The sequence below is a fragment of the Enterobacter cloacae complex sp. SYL001 genome (assembly GCF_049237025.1).
Lineage (GTDB): Bacteria > Pseudomonadota > Gammaproteobacteria > Enterobacterales > Enterobacteriaceae > Enterobacter > Enterobacter intestinihominis.
On sequence record NZ_JBMKJI010000017.1, the window covers coordinates 30,867 to 49,354 of the forward strand.

The following is an 18,488-nucleotide window of genomic DNA, read 5'->3' on the forward strand; positions in this document are numbered from 1 at the left end:
AATTCGTTACACCAGGAAATCTGATGCAGGTAAGACATTATCCCCAACAGATTTGTCTTACAAGCATATATTCTCTTAGCGAATATTATATTTTATACATGTGAATTTTGGTTATGAGTATAAACATGCGCTGCGTGTGGGTTTATCGGGATCGTTTCCACTTCAACGGGACATCAATGCTGAGTTTTTTTAAGACTTTTCTTAGATGAACATCATTATTCAGGAGACGTTATGCCTTCGCTAAAGGAGACTCTGCTCGTCTTTACCGATCTCGACGGTACGCTGCTGGATTTTCACACTCTCGACTGGCAGCCTGCCGCTTCCTGGCTGAAGAGATTACAGGATGAACAGGTACCAGTCATTCTGTGCAGCAGCAAAACCGCGTCCGAAATGCGTGACATCCAGCAGGAACTTGGCCTTGGCGGGCTGCCCTACATTGCGGAAAACGGCGCGGTGATCCAGCCTGACGTACGGTGGGAAAACGCCGCACGGTTCATCTCAGAAAAGAAGCATGACGATATCCGGCAGTTTATTGCCCGGGTACGCCAGGAGATGCATCTGAAATTCACCACCTTCGACGATGTGGATGAGCGCGTGGTCGCCGAATGGACCGGGCTAAGCCGTCCCCGTGCGGCGCTTGCACGTAAACACGAGGCTTCCGTGACGCTGATCTGGCGTGACAGTGATGAACAAATGAAACGCTTCGCAGCCGAACTGGCCCGGCAGGGGCTGAAGATCGTCCCGGGTGCTCGCTTCTGGCATATTCTGGACACGAGCTGTGGCAAAGACGTGGCGGTGCACTGGCTTGTGGAACAGTATCGCCTGCACGACGGATTTGACCCGACAACGCTGGGCCTGGGCGACGGCCCCAATGATGCCCCTCTGCTGGACAGCGTAGCCTTCGCCGTGGTGGTGAAAGGCTTCAACCGGGAGGGGGTCAGCCTTAAGAACAACGATCCCACAAGGGTTTATCGCACTCAGCACACCGGACCGGCCGGCTGGCGCGAGGGGCTTGATTACTTTTTAACGTGATCCTGCCAGATGACCCGGTTACGCCCGCGCTGTTTCGCCTCATACAGACGCGCATCGGCGGTGGATTGCAGATTTTCGAAGTGATAATTGCCCTTCTCCTGCGCGCCAGAGACGCCAAACGACGCGCTCACGCGCAGGGTAGTACTTTTCTTAATCAGGATCTCTTTGCTGTCGATACGCTCACGGATCTGCTCTGCAACTTCCGCCGCCTCTTCAAGCGTCATGCCGGGCAGCACCACACAGAACTCTTCGCCGCCGACGCGCCCGGCAATATCTTTAGTGCGCAGGGTACTGGCAATCAGCCCCGCAGCATGGGACAACACCTTATCACCCGCCTGGTGCCCGAAACGGTCATTAATGCTCTTAAAGCAGTCAAGATCGATCTGGATGACAGAGAAAGGCAGCGCCTGCTGTTCACACTGCTTCGCCAGTATTTTCGCCCGCTCAAACAGCGACCCACGATTATTCAACCGGGTCAGAGGGTCGTGCCAGGCCTGCCATTGCAGCGAATTCTGCAACGAATACATATTACTGACCATGCGCCGGATCACCAGCCATGAGATGAGCAGCATCGCGGTGAACAGCGCCCAAAGCAATGCCAGCACAATACTGATGCTGCCGAAATCGCCGCGCACCCCTTCTTCCAGGGTGTGCACGCGCAGGACGATGCCATCAAAGTGGTCGAGACGCTCCCAGCTGACAAAACGACTCCCCAGGCGAATGCCGCCTTCGGAATCCGATTCTATTGCGTGCGCTATCTGCGCTAGTTCGGGCGCGTCAAAATGATTAACGTCCGCAGCAGATGATCCAGACGTCGCGAGCAGGGTGAGACGACTGTCATACAGCTGGTATTCCCCTTCCGGGTTATCGCCTACAGCCTCCACCAGCAGACGACGCAGGGTGGCAAAGGTGAAATCCATCGCCACCACGCCATACCAGACGTGATTGTAATAAACAGGCACACTGGCGGTGATCAGCGGCTTTTTGCCCACAAAGGAGGAAGGAGGCGAGATAAACCAGCGCACGGCACGCGCACGGTTCTCACGCTCGGACTGTTGGGTAAACCAGGGCTGAGTGACCAGATGGTAGTAACGCTGCACGATATCGCTGGCATTTTCCGGCGTATCCGTTTCCAGAAAGAATCCGGCGCGAGAGACATAAATCACGCGCTCTTCGTTGCCGGAAGAACTGGATGCCAGACGCAATAAATACCCCACTTCAAGCGCGGCGGACAGTTCATTATCAAGAAACTCATCATCGCGATTCAGAAGGGTGGTCTTTTCAACGAAGGCATCAGACACACCGTTGATCGGCAATGTGCGCTGTTTATCAACCTCAATTTGCCAGGTGGGGGATGCGCGCAAACGGGCAAAACGCTTTACCGCATCATGCAGCACGCCAAACGCCAGCGGCGTTTCCAGCGCATCACGCATGCTGTGGCGAAAAAACAGCATTTTATCGACGCTGAACTGGAGTTGTCTGTCCAGCGCACTGGCAACCGTTTCCAGATGGTTACGCTGACTGGAGATATAGGCATCTTCCAGTACCACAACTTCGCGCCAGGTCAGGAGGGTGGAAAAGATCAGGACAACGATAAAACAGAGGTTAACAACCAAACGGGGATTGCTACGCTTATGCAGCCACTGCAAAAAAGATTGTTTTACAACAAAGGTATTGTGCTGCACACGCACTCCCTGAGTGTCGCTCACCATCCGATATGATAAGTCTTCTGCCAGTAAAAACGCCCGGCAAGGCCGGGCGTTGTGTGATTAAGCCTTATCGCGTTTTTGCCTTTTATCACCAGGCTGAAGCTCATCTTCACGAAAAGCCTCCCGCTTAATGCCGTATCCGTCATGCCACCGACACTCCACCATTCCACTGGAATAACCGGTGACAATCATGCATGGACCACCATTCTTTGGCTTAACTTCATCACTGACCAAAAAGACCATACCTGCCTCCTGTATCAGGGTGAAACGTTTTCAATTTAGACGAGGAATGGTCTTTTTGCATCCGGGGTCAGCAAAAATTAATGCGATTTTCCGCGTACTTTTTCTACCAGCTTGACCACTGCCACCACAATGACACCTACGATAAAGCCCAACACAAGGTTAAGCAGCGTCGGCAGAATGGCGGCGATCACCGAACCATGTCCCGACGCCAGATGTTCAATTGCATGATGCAGCGAAGCAACGCCGTGCACGATAATACCGCCGCCGACCAGGAACATCGCCAGAGTTCCCACTATCGACAAACTTTTCATCAGCCACGGCGCCAGCACCAGCAGGCTTTTGCCGATAACGCGGGCAATGGCGCTGGATTTTTTTTCCAGCCAGAAGCCGATATCATCCAGCTTGACGATCAGACCGACCAGCCCATACACCCCAACCGTTACAAGAATGGCAATCAACGAAAGCACCATGACCTGATTCATCAGCGGTGCTTCGGATACGATCCCAAGCGTAATCGCCACAATCTCGGCCGAAAGGATAAAGTCAGTACGGATCGCACCTTTGACCTTATCGCGCTCGAACGTTTTTGGATCCTGCGCGGCCAGCGCTTCCAGACGCTGCTGGCGCATTTCCGGGGTGTCTTTCTCTTTGCGTGCGGCAAACATATGCAACACTTTTTCGGCACCCTCGAAGCACAGGAACGCCCCGCCAATCATCAGCAATGGCGTAATGGCCCAGGGTATAAAGGCGCTAATGAGAAGCGCCAGCGGAACAAGGATCACCTTGTTAATAAAGGACCCTTTCGCTACGCCCCACACCACCGGCAGCTCACGGTTCGCCCGCACGCCGCTGACCTGCTGCGCGTTAAGTGACAAGTCATCCCCCAGTACCCCGGCGGTTTTTTTCGCCGCCAGTTTCCCCATGACTGAAATGTCATCCAGCAAGGTGGCGATATCGTCCAGTAATGTTAATAAGCTACTTCCTGCCAAAATATCTATCCTTCTTTTTTTGCTAATTAAGTGAGTAGTATGGAACAAAACTCACCGCCCGGAAACAGGCACCTCACGTCAACAAAAATTTCACATTAACAACACAATTAAAGCACTCGCCAGCCCGATAGTTTTGGCGTTAACTATGAGCGAACTTTTTATTTCGTCGTGAGGGACTATGCGTTTTCGGCATTTATTACCGCTCATTGGAGCACTTTTTTCCCTGTATATCATCTGGGGATCCACCTACTTTGTCATTCGTATTGGCGTGGAAAGCTGGCCCCCGCTGATGATGGCCGGTATTCGTTTCCTTACGGCTGGCGTGCTGCTGATGGCGTTTTTATTGCTGCGCGGCCACAGGCTACCGCCGCTGCGTCCCCTGCTTAACGCCGCCCTGATTGGCCTGCTGCTGCTGGCGGTGGGCAATGGCGCAGTAACCGTCGCCGAACACCAGAACGTGCCGTCGGGCATCGCCGCCGTGGTCGTCGCGACCGTGCCGCTGTTTACGCTCTGCTTTAGTCGTCTGTTCGGGATCCGCACCCGTAAGCTCGAATGGCTGGGCATCGCGATTGGGCTTGTGGGTATTATCATGCTGAACAGCGGCGGAAACCTGAGCGGAAACCCCTGGGCTGCCGTTATGATCATGATCGGCTCGATGAGCTGGGCCTTCGGCTCGGTCTACGGCTCCCGCATTGAGCTGCCCTCCGGGATGATGGCGGGTGCCATTGAAATGCTCGCGGCAGGCATCGTGCTGCTGATTGCCTCGGCGTTGACGGGTGAAAAACTGACGGCAATGCCAGATCTCTCAGGTTTCCTGGCCGTCGGGTATCTGGCGCTGTTCGGCTCGATTATTGCCATCAACGCCTATATGTACCTGATCCGCAACGTCTCACCGGCGGTTGCCACCAGCTACGCCTACGTTAACCCGGTGGTTGCCGTGCTGCTGGGTACCGGTTTTGCGGGCGAAGTGCTGTCGACGATTGAATGGCTGGCGCTGGGCGTGATTGTCTTTGCCGTGGTGCTGGTCACGCTGGGTAAATATTTACTGCCCGCGAAACCGATTGTCACGGCGTGTGAGGTGGAGAAACCGTGATCGGGTGAATGCCCTGGGTATCGATCTGCGCGGCCTGACCGCCGCCGCAGATCCACTCTTCCAGCCGCTCCGTCAGTTCCACGTCATTCAGCTTCATTCTTCCGCGCAGTGCGCACTCCCAGACAATCAGCACCCGCCAGCCTTGGGCGTAAAGCTGCGAAACATCGCGTTTATCACGCTCGACGTTCCTGCCAATCTTCTCCAGCCAGAAGTCGGTGCGTGTCGCTGGGACTTTAAACAGATAGCAGTCGTGATGATGCCAGAAACAGCCGTGGGTAAAGATGATGCATTGATACGCATCGATCACGAAATCAGGACGCCCGGCAAGCGTGGCATCCTGAACCCTGAATTCAAACCCGATGGAGGTCAGGAGGCCAGCGATCCGTTTTTCGATCGCGGTATCACGCGTGCCGATGGCACGCATGTTTTTACTGCGCGTGGCCTTATTGTGAACGTCCGCCATTGACGGCCTCACTCTGACGCAGCTGAACGGCCTTGCTGATGCGTGAGGCCAGCAGTTTTGCGACGGCGGCAAAGGCTGGCACCACCACCGAGTTGCCAAACTGACGATAGGCTTGTGTATCCGACACCGGAATGCGAAAACTGTAGCCCTGCGGCGCCTCAAAGCCCATTAAGCGGGCGCACTCGCGCGGCGTTAAGCGCCGCGGTCGGTGCTGTTGATTCTGAGGGTCGTCGAAATCTTTTTCGCCCAGCGCCTTATCCCAGCCCCGATCGATAAGAATTTCCGCGCCATCTTTGTAATAGCGCGCCGACAGCGTACGCGTCACGCTGTCAGGATTAAGCGGATTGACCATGCCAAACCCAAAGCCATTGCCTTTGGCCTGATGCTTTTTGGCATAGCGATAGAGGTATTTCCACAGCACTGGCGTCAGAATGAATTTCGCATCGACGGCGGGCTCCAGCAGATCGGCCACTGTCGGACGGCGCGCCGGATACAGCGAGGGCAAATCGCGCAGCGTAAAATCGCCTTTCAGATTGAGATCGCGGCGGAATCCCACCAGCACGATGCGTTCGCGGTGCTGTGGCAGGAAGTGTTTGCCGTCGATAATTTTCGGATCGTCCGGCCCCATGTCCTCTGCATCCGCCACGTCGTAACCCAGTTCATCCAGCGTTTGCATGATAATGCGGAAGGTTTTGCCGCCGTCATGGCTCTTTAAATTCTTGACGTTCTCCAGCACAAAAATTGCCGGGCGGCGGGCATCAATAATCCGGGCAACATCAAAGAACAGTGTGCCCTGCGTATCACAGGCAAAGCCGTGCGCACGTCCCAGCGCGTTCTTTTTCGACACGCCAGCCAGTGAGAACGGCTGACACGGAAAGCCTGCCAGCAGCACATCGTGCGCCGGAATGGTGTTGCGAATGTGCTCAGCGGCTTCTTCGTCGCTGACGCCGGTTTTGTGGCTCAGGGTGACGTCGCGGATGTCGGCATTAAACTGGTGCTCGTTGGGGTCGCAGTACCAGTTCGCCTTATAGGTGCGGACGGCATGTTTGTTCCATTCACTGGTGAACACGCACTGCCCGCCAATAGCTTCAAAGCCATGGCGAATGCCGCCAATACCGGCAAAGAGATCGATAAAGCGAAAGGCATAATTCGGATGCGCAGCAGGCGGGTGCGGCAGCAGGTTACGCAGATAACAGAACTCGCCGTCGCTCAGGCGGTGCCCTGCCCTGTCGCTTATCAGCAGCCGCTTGAGTATTGCCGGGCTCCAGTGGCTCTCGCCATGTGCCACCAGCTGGTTTGCCAGCGTTTTAGCATCATACATTTCCAGCAGCTGACGCAGGAGTGCCTGCACGGCTGCCGTTGATTTCTCAACCCGCTCAGGCGCGGGCACAGTCACTGATCGATTTTCCTGCATTCTCTTAACCGGACAATAAAGACAGAAAACAGAGTACCACAGTTCAGGATCGCACACTGCGACGGAAATGGGTCAATATCTGGCTGTCGGTTCCGAGGTAATCGCCCTGTAATTCAGCACTCAGCTTCGCCATAAACTGGATCAGGAAATCGGCATTGTGACGCGCAAGTTCGCGTCCCCGTGCGGTTTGCATGGTGTCCGGCAGGCGCAGGAGTTTGGTCTGAAAGTGATCGAGCGCGAAAGCTTTATCATCCAGCGCACGCGCCCCGGCAAACGGGTCGTCGGCATCAAACAACGCGGTGCCCAGCGCACCGGACACGGCAAAGACGCGCGCAAGGCCGATGGCGCCTAACGCCTCCAGCCGGTCGGCATCCTGGACCGTTTTGGCCTCCGGGCTTTGCGGCGCGATACCGGCACTGAAGCTGTGGGCTTCAATGGCATGCTCAACGGCCGCATACCGATCGGGCGGAAAATCAGGAAAATCGCGGCTCAGGATCTGGCGCGTTTCTCGCGCTGCCAGCCGCGAGGAGTGACTACGCTGCGGGTGATTTTTCGGCAGGCTGACAATGTCATGGAAGTAGCATGCGGTCAGCACAACCAGCGGATCGCAATCCCCGTCAGCCATAATGGCCTGCGCCGTCATCCAGACGCGGCGAAAATGGGCGATATCGTGCGCCGCATCATCAGTAAAATGATTTTCGTCGAGCCAGCGCTCAAAACGGTGCTGCCACTGCGCAAGTTCCATCATCCCATCCTGTTGCTCAAAAGAGAGTGAATTATAATACACCCGAATCAAAACCCTTAATAAATAGAATTTAGAAATACTTAATAATAATTACCCGCTATATTTTCAATGAATTAATTCACGCGAAAAATAAAGAGATAAAACGAAATATTTTGTAATATTTTTACCAGTTTAATTACATTTATTTTTGAACCTAAATAATAATCCATAGAATAGTATCAGCCATGTAGTTACGGAGGGTAATTACATATATTCAGACAATTTATATTTAAAGGGAATATATAATGAAAAGAAAAGTTCTGGCAATTCTTGTACCCGCGTTATTAATGGCTGGCGCAGCAAATGCGGCGGAAATGTATAACAAAGACGGCAACAAAGTTGACCTGTACGGTAAAGTTGATGCACGTCATACCTTCTCCGACAACCCAGGCGACGACGGCGATGAAACCTATGTCCAGATTGGTTTCAAAGGCGAAACACAAATTAATAACGATCTTATTGGTTACGGCCAGTGGGAATATAAAACCTACGCTAACGATACCGAAGGCGCAGGCGACACCTCTTTTAACCGTCTGGCCTTTGCTGGCCTGAAATACGGCGAATATGGCTCATTCGATTATGGCCGTAATTACGGCGTCGTGTATGACGTTGAAGCCTGGACCGATATGCTGCCAGTATTTGGTGGCGACTCCTATACCTGGACCGACAACTATATGGTTGGCCGTACTAACGGTGTGGCGACCTACCGTAATAATGACTTCTTCGGTCTGGTTAACGGCCTGAACTTTGCACTGCAATATCAGGGTGCTAATGAAGGTGCTAACGCAAACGAAAATCAGGAAGGCACCAAAAACGGCCATGATGATGTTCGTTTCCAGAACGGCGACGGCTTCGGTATGTCAACTACCTATGACTTCGATTTCGGTCTGTCGCTGGGTGCCGCTTATTCATCGTCTGACCGTACCAACGACCAGGTTGCTTACGGCGCAGGTACCTATAATCGCTTCAGCAAATATGCCGGCGGTGAACGTGCGGAAGCGTGGACAATCGGTGCAAAATACGATGCGAATGATGTCTACCTGGCAATGATGTATGCGGAAACCCGCAACATGACTCCGTACGGCAACGATGGCATCGCCAACAAAACTCAGAACTTTGAAGCCGTAGCGCAGTACCAGTTTGACTTCGGTCTGCGTCCATCCCTTGCGTGGGTCTATTCAAAAGGCATCGATTTGGGTGGTAACGATTATCATCCAGGCAATGGTTATGACTATGTAGACCAGGATCTGGTTAACTACATCGACGTGGGCATGACCTACAGCTTCAACAAGAACTTCTCCACCTACGTTGATTATAAAATCAACCTGCTGGACGAAGATGATGCCTTCTACAGTGACAACGGTATTGCAACCGATGACATCGTTGGCATCGGTATGATCTACCAGTTCTGATCCCCATAAATAGCAAAGCCCGCAACGCGGGCTTTTTTTATTTGACGCTGAAATATTACGGCGCTTCCTGCAAGGCCAGGCGAACAAACCCGTTATTCTGCGCCAGTAATTCATGTGCTTTCCAGGCATCCATACCCGTCAGCACCATTAGCACCGCCGTTTTACACTGATGGTTACAGCTTTCCAGCGCCGCCTTCGCCTGCGCCCGGGAGCATCCCCCCGCTTCCATTACAATGGCAATTTGTCGCTCGGCCCATCTGGTATTGCTTGCCTCCAGATCAACACGCAGGTTGCTGTACACCCGTCCTGTCCGTATCGCCAGACCGGTGGTGACCATATGCATTATCATGCTTTGCGCAATGCCCACTTTGGCGTTGGTATACCCGGCAACCACATCCGCGCCCAGATCGGGGGCAATAACCATGCTCGCCAGCTGCGCCGCTTCACTTTGCGCATCCTCCGTAATGAGCGCGACCGTTGAGCCCAGAGACCACGCATGACGCATCGCGCCCCAAACCCATGGCGTTTTGCCGCTGACGGACAGCGCCAGCATCATGTCGTGCTCGCCGAATTTTATCGTCTGAAGGTCGGCAACGCCGCGCGCGTAGCTTCCGGCGTTATCGCCTGCTGTCATCGCAATGACCGGATGTTTTCCCGGCGCGAACGCTTCTGCCGCCTGCTTCGCCACGCCTCCGGACGCGCCTGCGCCGATCAGCACCAGACGTCCGCCGTGACTAAGCGTCGCCGCCGCGTTATCCACCACGCGAGCCAGCATACTTAAGTGAGGGGTAAGTGCAGAAGAGATTTGTGCGTCATCCTGGTGTATGACATTAAGCATATCCAGCGTAGATAATCTGTCGATGTTCATCGTGCTGGCGTGCCGTCTTTCCCTGGCCGTACCGGTAAGCATAATGCTCATAAACTGCCTCCTTATTATGAGTACCCCCACACTATAAAGTGTTTTATACAGGTCACATGAGAGAAGGCTCACGAAACGCCTCTCTTTACATGGCTTTATGAAATGCCCGTCATCAGCGATAATTAGCCCTTTCTTTTTCATCGCGGAGTGTTAATGAGCGATTTGCAGCCCTTCCCCCCGACGCGCAAGCGCCCTATGAAGCTGAATACGCTGGTTACGCTGATGGTGTGCGCCATTATCGGTTCTGTGCTGCTGGTGGTCTTCGCGCTGTACTCTGTGCAGATCACCCGTGCCACGCGCGATGACGTGAAAGATACCGCGCTGGGTATCGCCCGAACGCTGGCCGACAGCCCGGAGATCAAGCGTGGCCTGATGGAATCGCCGCAGGCCGGCATCATCCAGCCGATTGCCCAGGCGGTGACGAAGCGCAACGACCTGCTGTTTACCGTGGTTACCGACCTGCGTGGGATCCGCTATTCCCATCCAAACGAAGCGCTGTTAGGTTTGCATTTTATTGGCGACGATCTGACGCCCGCCCTCGAAGGGAAAGAGAATGTCTCCGTGAACCGCGGCGCGCTCGCGGAAGCACTGCGCGTTTTTACGCCCGTTTATGACGATCGGCACGACCAGATCGGCGTGGTCGTGGTGGGTATTTCGCTGAATAAAGTTGAAGATCAGATTGCCCGCGGTCGGCTCAATGCCGTGTGGACTATCCTATTCAGCGTTCTGATGAGCTCAGTGGCGATATGGGGTCTGGTCCGGGTTCTGAAACGTATTCTCTTCGGGCTGGAGCCTTACGAGATCTCCGCCCTCTTTGAGCAGCGCCAGGCCATGTTGCAGTCCCTGCGCGAAGGCGTGATGGCCGTAGATATGCACGGGCGCGTGACGATGATTAACCACACCGCCAGAGAAATTTTGCTCCTGAGCTCGGGTGAGCACTCCGAGAGCAGCGGCGAACCACTGCTGGCCAGCCTGCGGGAAGTGGCCAAAACCGGCATTGCTCGTCAGGATCAAGAGATCGGCTGTAACGGACGGCTACTGCTGTGCAACATGGTCCCCGTGAAAAGCCAGAATCAGGTCATCGGGGCAATCAGCACCTTCCGCGATAAGACCGAAATCAGCCAGTTAATGCAGCGTATCGATGGTATGGTCAACTATGTTGATGCCCTGCGCTCACATACGCATGAGTTTATGAACAAGCTACACGTGATCCTCGGCCTGCTGCACATGAAGCGCTACGATAAGCTGGAAGAGTACATCATCCAGACCGCACAGAATTATCAGACGGATATCGGCGCGATACAGCGCAAGGTTAAATCGCCGGTCATTGCGGGTTTCCTGCTGGGTAAAATCAACCGCGCCAAAGAGGCGGGAGTGACCCTGACGCTGGCCGAGGAGAGTCAGCTTCCTGACACCAGCAATGAAGAGCAGGTTGCGGTTCTGATCACCGTGCTGGGCAATTTAATCGAAAATGCCCTGGATGCGATGGAAGGTCAGCCGGAAGGCGAGATCGGCCTGCTGCTGCATTATCAGAACGGCTGGCTGAGCGGTGAGGTCAGCGATGACGGTCCCGGCATTGATCCCGAGCGGCTGGAGGCTATTTTTACAAAGGGCTACTCAACAAAAGGTGAAAACCGTGGCGTTGGGTTGTTCCTTGCACGTCAGCAGATCCAGAACCTGGGCGGAGATATTACCGTCGAGTCGGAGCCTGGCGTATTTACCCAATTTTTTGTTCAGATCCCCTGGGATAGCGAGAGGAATATCGCGTGATAAATGTATTAATTGTCGATGATGACGCCATGGTAGCCGACCTCAACCGTCTGTATGTTAACCGCGTTGAGGGTTTTAACTGCTGCGGCGTCGCTTCCACGCTCAACCAGGCCGAAGCATTGATCGCAAACCCAGGCCAGCCGATCGATCTGGTGCTGCTGGATGTCTATATGCAGCAGGATAACGGGCTGGATCTATTGCCCATCATCCGGGCATCGGGCCGCCCGATTGACGTTATCATGATTTCGTCAGCATCCGACGCCGCAACGATCCAGACGTCGATACACTATGGCGTGGTGGATTACCTGATTAAACCGTTCCAGTTCCCGCGTTTTGAAGAGGCGCTGAACGGCTGGAAGGCAAAGCGCAGTCTGATGGGCTCGCATCAGTATTATGAACAGGCCGACGTCGACAGGCTGATCCACGGCGGCGCGCCGGAGCTGGCCGACAGCAAAAAATTACCGAAAGGCTTAACGCCGCAGACGCTGCGCACCATTTGCCAGTGGATCGACAGCCATCCGGAGATAGAATTTTCCACCGACGATCTGGCGAATGCGGTCAACATTTCCCGCGTGTCCTGCCGCAAATACCTGATCTGGCTGGCGCAAATCAATATCCTGTTCACCAGCATTCACTACGGCGCCACCGGTCGACCGGTATATCGCTACCGTTTGCAGCCGGAACAGGTCGGCCTGCTCAAACAGTACTGCCAGTAATTCGGTAGCTGTCGTCCAGAAGGGTAAAACGGAAGTGGTGCATCGAGGAGATCACCACTTCTTTTGTTTTGGTGACAAAAATGGCTTCAATATCGGGGCGCGAACGCAGCGCGGCGCAGCCCTGCTCCACGCCCATGCCGTAGATCAGCGTGGTCCAGATATCGCCGTCGAGGGAGTCTTGCGAAATAATCGTCACGCTGTCCAGTTCGTTATCCAGCGGGTAGCCGGTACGCGGGTCAAGTATGTGATGATAACGTTTGCCGTTCTGCTCGAAGTAGCGCTCATAGGTGCCTGACGTCACAACCGACCGGTTTTCTACCGTTATGGCGCCAATCAGCGCATCACCGGCGAACGGTTTTTTCAGCCCGACGCGCCAGCCACCCTCCGGCGAGCCTAACGTCTGGACGTTGCCGCCAAGGTTGATCAACCCGAGTTCGGCGCCCTCTTTATGCAAGTAATCCCGCACCCTGTCGGCGATATAACCTTTGGCGATAGCCCCCAGATCGATCTCCATTCCCTGGCGTGTAAGAAACACGCTGCTGTTGGCGTCATCCAGTACCACGTTCGCAGGATCCGTGATACTCAGCAAGGCGGCGATCTCGTCCGCGGGCGGTACAGCGTCCCCCTTAAAGCCAATTTTCCAGCGTTTGACCAGCGGACCTATCGCCAGGTTGAACGCACTGTCTGTAGGCAGGCTGGCCGCTTTCGCGCAGCGGATCAGGTCAAACACCGGGCGACTGACGACAACCGGATGCTGACCGGCAGCATGGTTGACATCCATCACCTGCGAATCCGCACGGTTGACGGTGAGGAGATCTTCGTACTGTTTGATCAGGCGAAACACGCGGGACGCGAGGGCTTCGTCATGGGAGAAGAGTTTCAGGAGGATGGGCGAGCCCATCAGAACGGCGTTGTAGCTGTAAACGCGATGGCTATCAGGCATTGCATAAGTCCTCAGATGTAGCCCCGGCAAGCACCGCGCCGCCGGGGAAACAGGAGCCTTACCGTGTTTTCGAACGCATAGCCGCCTGATGTCCGGCAAGCGTACCAAAAATAATGATATCTGCCACCGCATTACCACCGATGCGGTTACCGCCGTGGATACCCCCGACAACCTCACCCGCAGCAAACGCTCCCGGCAATACGTTGTGGTTGCTGTCCAGCACGCAGGTTTCTGTATTGATGGTCACACCGCCCATGGTGTGGTGCACGCCCGGCGCAATCTGAATGGCATAGAACGGCCCTTCGTTGATAGGCGCACGCAGCGCGGTGGTGCGGCCAAAATCATCGTCATGCTGTTTTTCCACAAAGCCGTTGTAGCGTTCCAGCGTTGCCAGGAACTGGTGGTGATCCATCCCCAGCGCTTCCGCCAGGGCTTTTGGCGAGCTGGCGCTGGTGACAAACCCTTTCGCGATGTACTCATCCGCGGCTTTGTTTTTGGCGCGAACATGCTCGTCAAAGACGATGTAAGCGTATTTCTCCGGCAGCGCGATGATTTGCGCCGAGACTTTGTCGCGGGTCGACATTTCGTTATAGAAGCGGTTGCCCTGCTGGTTTACCAGAATCGCCCCGCCGCCGCGGATGGATTCGGAAATCAGGTACGACGTTTTCTGCTCAACGGTTGGGTGGATCTGGATTTCGCCCATATCGACGGTGCCTGCGCCAATACGCTCCAGCAGCGCGATACCGCCGCCGGTTGCGCCTTTGTGGTTAGTCGTCACGAACCCTTCCAGGTCCGGACGGTATTTCACCACCATCTGGCTGTTGGCGCTGAAGCCGCCCGTCGCGACAATTACGCTTTTAGTTGCCACGGTGAGGGTTTCGTTCTCTTCGGTGGTCAGACGCACGCCGGTCACTTCGCCGTTTTCGAAGATGATGTCGCTCACGGAGGTATCCAGCATCACCTCGATGTTGCGTTTGTTGACATTGCGCACCAGGCCGCTAATCAGATATCCGCCCACCGCGGAACCATCTTTCGGACGGTGCGTACGGTCGATGCTCATCCCGCCGGTGGTGGTGATGTCGTTGAGCATAATGCCGCGCGTTGCCAGCCATTCGATGGCCTGCGGCGCGTTCTCGACAAAGCGACGCAGCAGTTCAGGGTTGTTCTTATTGCCACCGCCTTTCAGGCTTTCCTGGTAGAACAGCTCTTTGCTGTCCTGAATGCCCTTCACGCGCTGGAAGCGGGTCTCCGCCGCGTTCATCCCGGCAGAGGCTTTAATGGTGTTCCCGCCAATAGTCGGCATTTTCTCAACGATCAGCACGCTCGCGCCTTCGTCGTGCGCCTGAATCGCCGCCGCCAGACCGGCGCCGCCGCTGCCGACCACCACCACGTCCACGCTTTTAGTCTCATTCGGGTCAGCGCCCTCTTCTGCCGCCAGCGCTTTGCTGGATTTCAGCATCGCCTTCGAGACCGCTTTTTTCACCGCCTCGCTCTGGCTGGTCGCGCCGGTGATAGCATCCACGTGCGGAGTGTTGGCATCCAGAATTCGGGTGCGGATCTCTTCGAAGCTGGTGACAAACTCGACGTCTTCACTCGGGCCGGAGGCCAGTTCGATATCGGCGATGCGGTCGGTTTCGAGGCTGACGTTAATCACCAGTTCGTTAGCATCGTCCTGCACTTTTTCAATAAAGGTGCCCGGTTTGAATTTAGATTCGCCCATGCTCATGTCGCGGATCATCGCTTCCACCAGCGAGAAGCGCCACAGCGGTTCCGGGATGCTCAGTTCTTCGCGTCGGGTACTGTCCATAAACAGCTCCAGGCTTTCGCCCGCCGCGATGCGATCGGTCCAGTCCGGATAGGCGATGGTGGCGCGGCCAACGGCAATCAGGTCGTAACCGTGATCCAGCGCTTCATTCACATCCGTGGCATTCACCACGCCGCCAACGCCCATCACCGGTACCTGCGCCAGCGTGTCAGAGCGCATGGCGCAGTATTTTTCGATAAGTGGCGTCGGGTCCTGAGTATCGACGATAGAAGGACGCAGGGCGGCGCCAAGGGAGAAGTGCAGATAATCCACCCCACGAGCGGCCAGTTTTTCCAGCAGATACAGGGTGTCTTCGAAGCGAATGCCGGGGACTTCCAGCTCTTCCGGTGAGAAACGGTAGCCAATGATAAACGCGTCGTCCGCGTACTGGCGCACCATCTTATGGGTAATGTCCAGCACCGCCAGCGGGAATTTCGCACGGTTATCGCGGCTGCCACCCCACTCGTCGTCGCGCTGATTAGAGTTCGGGGAGTAGAACTGCTGGATCAGATAGGTATTCGCCCCGTGGATTTCGACGCCATCGAAGCCGGCCTGAATTGCGCGGCGTACGGCTTCGCCGAACTTGCCGATCATGCCTTCCACTTCTTCTGAAGTCAGAGCAACCGGCGTCGCGGCACCGTCACGCGGCGCGGCAACCGCGCTTGGGCCAACCGGCGTGCGGCCGCCGATCAGTTTTGGGTCGACCATACGGCCGCCGTGGTAAATTTGCAGAAGGGCTTTGGAACCTTTGGACTTAATGGCGTCAGCGATTTTTGCCAGTCCGGCGATTTTTTCGTCGTTATCAATACCAATTGCGCCCGGGAACGCAAGGCCGAGATCGTCAACAAAACAGCATTCAACGATAATGGTGCCGATGCTGCCAGCGCGGGCGCGGTAGTACTCCACCAGCTCGCTGGTCACGGTGCCATCGTAATACCCCGTACAGGTTGTCATCGGGGCCATTAACAAACGGTTTTTCAGTTCAGTACCATTCGGTAATGTGAAGGGGCTTAAAATACGTTCGTTAGTGCTCATAATAGAAACTCCAAACTTTAAAAATTAAGAATTCGTTATCGGTATGGATTTTTTATTTCGTGTTTTTGCCGATGTCATGACATTAATATAAAGCTTTTTTTAGTTTCTAAAGTCATTACGTTAGTTAATAAACTATTTAATCCCTGCGATAACATTAATAACACATTGGTGTTAGCGCGAATGTTTTATACGTTCACATTAATTTAAAAAAAGTTAAATCAACAATGGTAAGGCCAATACACCATACACACCAAAAACCCTTTAAAATCAAAACGTAAAATACAGTCCAAACTAATAATGTTATAAAATTGATAAATAAAATGCTTAAAAATAGCGAATAACCACACTACTCAGAGTGGTTATTATAAAAAGTATAAAATTACGTCCTCAATTCTGTTTTTTTGATCGCGATCAATAGTAATGGCATCCAAAGGCGCAATATAAAAACATCATCATTTTTTATTTAGCGCAAACAAAAATGCGTTAAATCGCTATTACTGAAAACACAAAAACGCACCTTAAATAACTAAAAAAAGCAAAACGAATAAAGCAATCGAATTTGTGTTTTCGCTGTACGACGAATTTTTGACAACTTAAGACGTGAAACTATGAAAACAAAAACTGCTGTAACGCCTCCTGCGGCGAATCTGGCATCAAATGGAACAGCAAAACGCCTGCTGATGATGGCCCTGCCCGTCATTGTCGCCGTCCTGCTGTTGTTTGTCCCCGTTCCGGAAGGGCTGCCGCCATATGCGTGGCACTACTTCGCTATCTTTGTCGGCGTCATCGTCGGGTTGATTTTCGAACCGCTGCCGGGCGCCGTAATCGGCCTCACCGGCGTCGTGGCGATTGCGCTGTGCAGCCAGTGGGTGCTCTTTAGCCCGGAACAGCTGGCTGACCCGAAATTCAAGCTGGCGGGCGCCTCCTTTAAATGGGCGGTGAGCGGGTTTGGTAACTCCACCGTCTGGCTGATCTTCGGTGCCTTTATGTTCGCCGCAGGCTACGACAAAACCCGCTTCGGCCGCCGTCTGGCGCTGATTCTGGTGAAGTACCTGGGCCGTCGCAGCCTGACGCTCGGTTACGCCATTACCTTCGCGGACCTGCTGCTGGCCCCGTTCACCCCGTCCAACACCGCGCGCAGCGGTGGGACCATCTACCCGATTATCGCTAACCTGCCGCCGTTGTACGGTTCAAAACCCAACGACCCAAGCGCGCGCAAAATCGGTTCCTATCTGATGTGGGTGGCAATCACCGCGGCTTGTATCACCAGCTCGATGTTCCTTTCCGCTCTGGCACCTAACCTGCTGGCACTGGCGCTGGTGAAAAGCACCGTTGGAATTGATATCTCCTGGGGGACCTGGTTCCTCGCCTTCCTGCCGCTGGGTATCCTGCTGATCCTGACCATGCCGCTGCTGGCCTACTGGTTCTACCCGCCAGAAGTGAAGGTAAACAATGAAGTACCACTGTGGGCGACCCGCGAACTGGAAAAACTGGGCAAACTGTCGCGCAATGAGATCCTGCTGCTGGTGTTCGTGTGCTGCGCGCTGCTGATGTGGATCTTCGCCGCGGCGTGGATTGAACCGGCCATGGCTGCCCTGCTGATCGTTGGCCTGATGCTGTGGACCGGCGTGCTGGAGTGGAACGACATCACCGGCAACAAAGCCGCGTGGAATACCTTCGTCTGGTTCGCCACCCTGGTGGCGCTGGCGGATGGTCTCTCCTCCACCGGCTTTATCAGCTGGCTGGGTAAAGAAGGCGGCATGCTGATGAGCGGTATCTCTCCGGGTGTGGCCACCATCGTCCTGCTGCTGGCGTTCTACCTGCTGCACTACCTGTTTGCCAGCACCACCGCGCACACTACCGCGCTACTGCCAGCGATGCTGACGATTGCCTCCACTATTCCGGGCATGAATATGGAAGTGTTCGTTCTGCTGATGGTGACCTCGCTGGGCGTGATGGGGATCATTACCCCGTACGGTACTGGCCCAAGCCCGATTTACTACGGTAGCGGCTACCTGCCAACCAAAGACTACTGGCGCCTCGGCACCATCTTCGGTGCCATTTTCCTGGCAGCTCTGCTGCTGATTGGTTACCCGTGGATGTCCATGATGTTCTGATTTCTGACCGCCGGACATTTCCTCCGGCGGTTAAATTTTTGTGGA

General features: G+C 54.5%; 15 protein-coding genes. 6 read left to right on the forward strand and 9 right to left on the reverse strand.

Features of this window, described 5'->3' with window-relative positions; genetic code table 11:
- The first annotated feature begins 231 nt into the window (after positions 1 to 231).
- Entirely contained in the window at positions 232 to 1,032 is an 801-nt protein-coding gene (locus tag ACOTZP_RS15515) for a mannosyl-3-phosphoglycerate phosphatase-related protein (protein ID WP_023300489.1), read from the forward strand.
- Here the strand turns inward: ACOTZP_RS15515 and dgcQ are convergent.
- The 3 genes from dgcQ to ACOTZP_RS15530 form a co-directional block, all read right to left on the reverse strand.
- Positions 1,017 to 2,717 (reverse strand): cellulose biosynthesis regulator diguanylate cyclase DgcQ, encoded by a 1,701-nt coding sequence (gene dgcQ / locus ACOTZP_RS15520; protein WP_032671304.1) that lies wholly within the window; start codon positions 2,715 to 2,717, stop codon positions 1,017 to 1,019. The two genes, ACOTZP_RS15515 and dgcQ, sit on opposite strands and share 16 nt — an antisense overlap.
- Positions 2,718 to 2,801: 84 nt before the next feature.
- Positions 2,802 to 2,984, reverse strand: coding sequence for a YodC family protein (locus ACOTZP_RS15525; protein ID WP_022648559.1), 183 nt, complete (start codon positions 2,982 to 2,984; stop codon positions 2,802 to 2,804).
- 77 nt (positions 2,985 to 3,061) lie between these two features.
- Entirely contained in the window at positions 3,062 to 3,976 is a 915-nt protein-coding gene (locus ACOTZP_RS15530) for a DUF808 family protein (RefSeq protein WP_169441341.1), read from the reverse strand.
- 175 nt (positions 3,977 to 4,151) lie between these two features.
- Between ACOTZP_RS15530 and yedA the strand changes: the two genes are divergently transcribed.
- Entirely contained in the window at positions 4,152 to 5,066 is a 915-nt protein-coding gene (gene yedA, locus ACOTZP_RS15535; protein WP_023300492.1) for a drug/metabolite exporter YedA, read from the forward strand.
- On the opposite strand, the gene ACOTZP_RS15540 is transcribed toward yedA, so the two are convergent.
- Genes ACOTZP_RS15540 through ACOTZP_RS15550 form a run of 3 tightly spaced genes read right to left on the reverse strand, consistent with a single transcriptional unit; the run spans position 5,038 to position 7,688 of the window.
- Positions 5,038 to 5,529 carry a very short patch repair endonuclease gene (locus ACOTZP_RS15540; protein ID WP_022648562.1) on the reverse strand — a complete coding sequence of 164 codons (492 nt, stop codon included), beginning with the start codon at positions 5,527 to 5,529 and terminating at the stop codon, positions 5,038 to 5,040. The genes yedA and ACOTZP_RS15540 overlap by 29 nt on opposite strands.
- Positions 5,510 to 6,943, reverse strand: coding sequence for a DNA cytosine methyltransferase (locus ACOTZP_RS15545; protein WP_087878644.1), 1,434 nt, complete (start codon positions 6,941 to 6,943; stop codon positions 5,510 to 5,512). The genes ACOTZP_RS15540 and ACOTZP_RS15545 overlap by 20 nt, the downstream gene beginning before the upstream one ends.
- A 43-nt stretch (positions 6,944 to 6,986) precedes the next feature.
- Entirely contained in the window at positions 6,987 to 7,688 is a 702-nt protein-coding gene (locus tag ACOTZP_RS15550; protein ID WP_022648564.1) for a phosphohydrolase, read from the reverse strand.
- A 284-nt stretch (positions 7,689 to 7,972) separates the two neighbouring features.
- Here ACOTZP_RS15550 and ompC point away from each other — a divergent pair, with 284 nt between their 5' ends.
- Entirely contained in the window at positions 7,973 to 9,139 is a 1,167-nt protein-coding gene (gene ompC / locus ACOTZP_RS15555; RefSeq protein WP_023300494.1) for a porin OmpC, read from the forward strand.
- A 55-nt stretch (positions 9,140 to 9,194) separates the two neighbouring features.
- On the opposite strand, the gene ACOTZP_RS15560 is transcribed toward ompC, so the two are convergent.
- Positions 9,195 to 10,058 (reverse strand): N-acetylmuramic acid 6-phosphate etherase, encoded by an 864-nt coding sequence (locus tag ACOTZP_RS15560; protein ID WP_046619336.1) that lies wholly within the window; start codon positions 10,056 to 10,058, stop codon positions 9,195 to 9,197.
- Between the two features lie 153 nt (positions 10,059 to 10,211).
- Here ACOTZP_RS15560 and ACOTZP_RS15565 point away from each other — a divergent pair, with 153 nt between their 5' ends.
- Both ACOTZP_RS15565 and dcuR read left to right on the forward strand, forming a co-directional pair.
- Positions 10,212 to 11,828 carry a sensor histidine kinase gene (locus tag ACOTZP_RS15565; protein WP_045308599.1) on the forward strand — a complete coding sequence of 539 codons (1,617 nt, stop codon included), beginning with the start codon at positions 10,212 to 10,214 and terminating at the stop codon, positions 11,826 to 11,828.
- The gene (gene dcuR, locus ACOTZP_RS15570) at positions 11,825 to 12,544 is read left to right on the forward strand and encodes a two-component system response regulator DcuR (protein ID WP_022648568.1); all 720 of its coding nucleotides are present in this window, start codon (positions 11,825 to 11,827) and stop codon (positions 12,542 to 12,544) included. Before ACOTZP_RS15565 ends, dcuR begins: the two co-directional genes overlap by 4 nt.
- Here the strand turns inward: dcuR and ACOTZP_RS15575 are convergent.
- Together ACOTZP_RS15575 and ACOTZP_RS15580 are read right to left on the reverse strand one after the other, a co-directional pair.
- Positions 12,525 to 13,487 carry an FAD:protein FMN transferase gene (locus ACOTZP_RS15575; RefSeq protein WP_038416330.1) on the reverse strand — a complete coding sequence of 321 codons (963 nt, stop codon included), beginning with the start codon at positions 13,485 to 13,487 and terminating at the stop codon, positions 12,525 to 12,527. The two genes, dcuR and ACOTZP_RS15575, sit on opposite strands and share 20 nt — an antisense overlap.
- A gap of 58 nt (positions 13,488 to 13,545) precedes the next feature.
- Positions 13,546 to 16,326 (reverse strand): flavocytochrome c, encoded by a 2,781-nt coding sequence (locus ACOTZP_RS15580; protein WP_063199201.1) that lies wholly within the window; start codon positions 16,324 to 16,326, stop codon positions 13,546 to 13,548.
- Between the two features lie 608 nt (positions 16,327 to 16,934).
- Between ACOTZP_RS15580 and ACOTZP_RS15585 the strand changes: the two genes are divergently transcribed.
- Positions 16,935 to 18,443, forward strand: a complete 1,509-nt coding sequence (locus tag ACOTZP_RS15585; RefSeq protein ID WP_072201094.1) for an anion permease — start codon at positions 16,935 to 16,937, stop codon at positions 18,441 to 18,443.
- Positions 18,444 to 18,488: the final 45 nt, after the last annotated feature.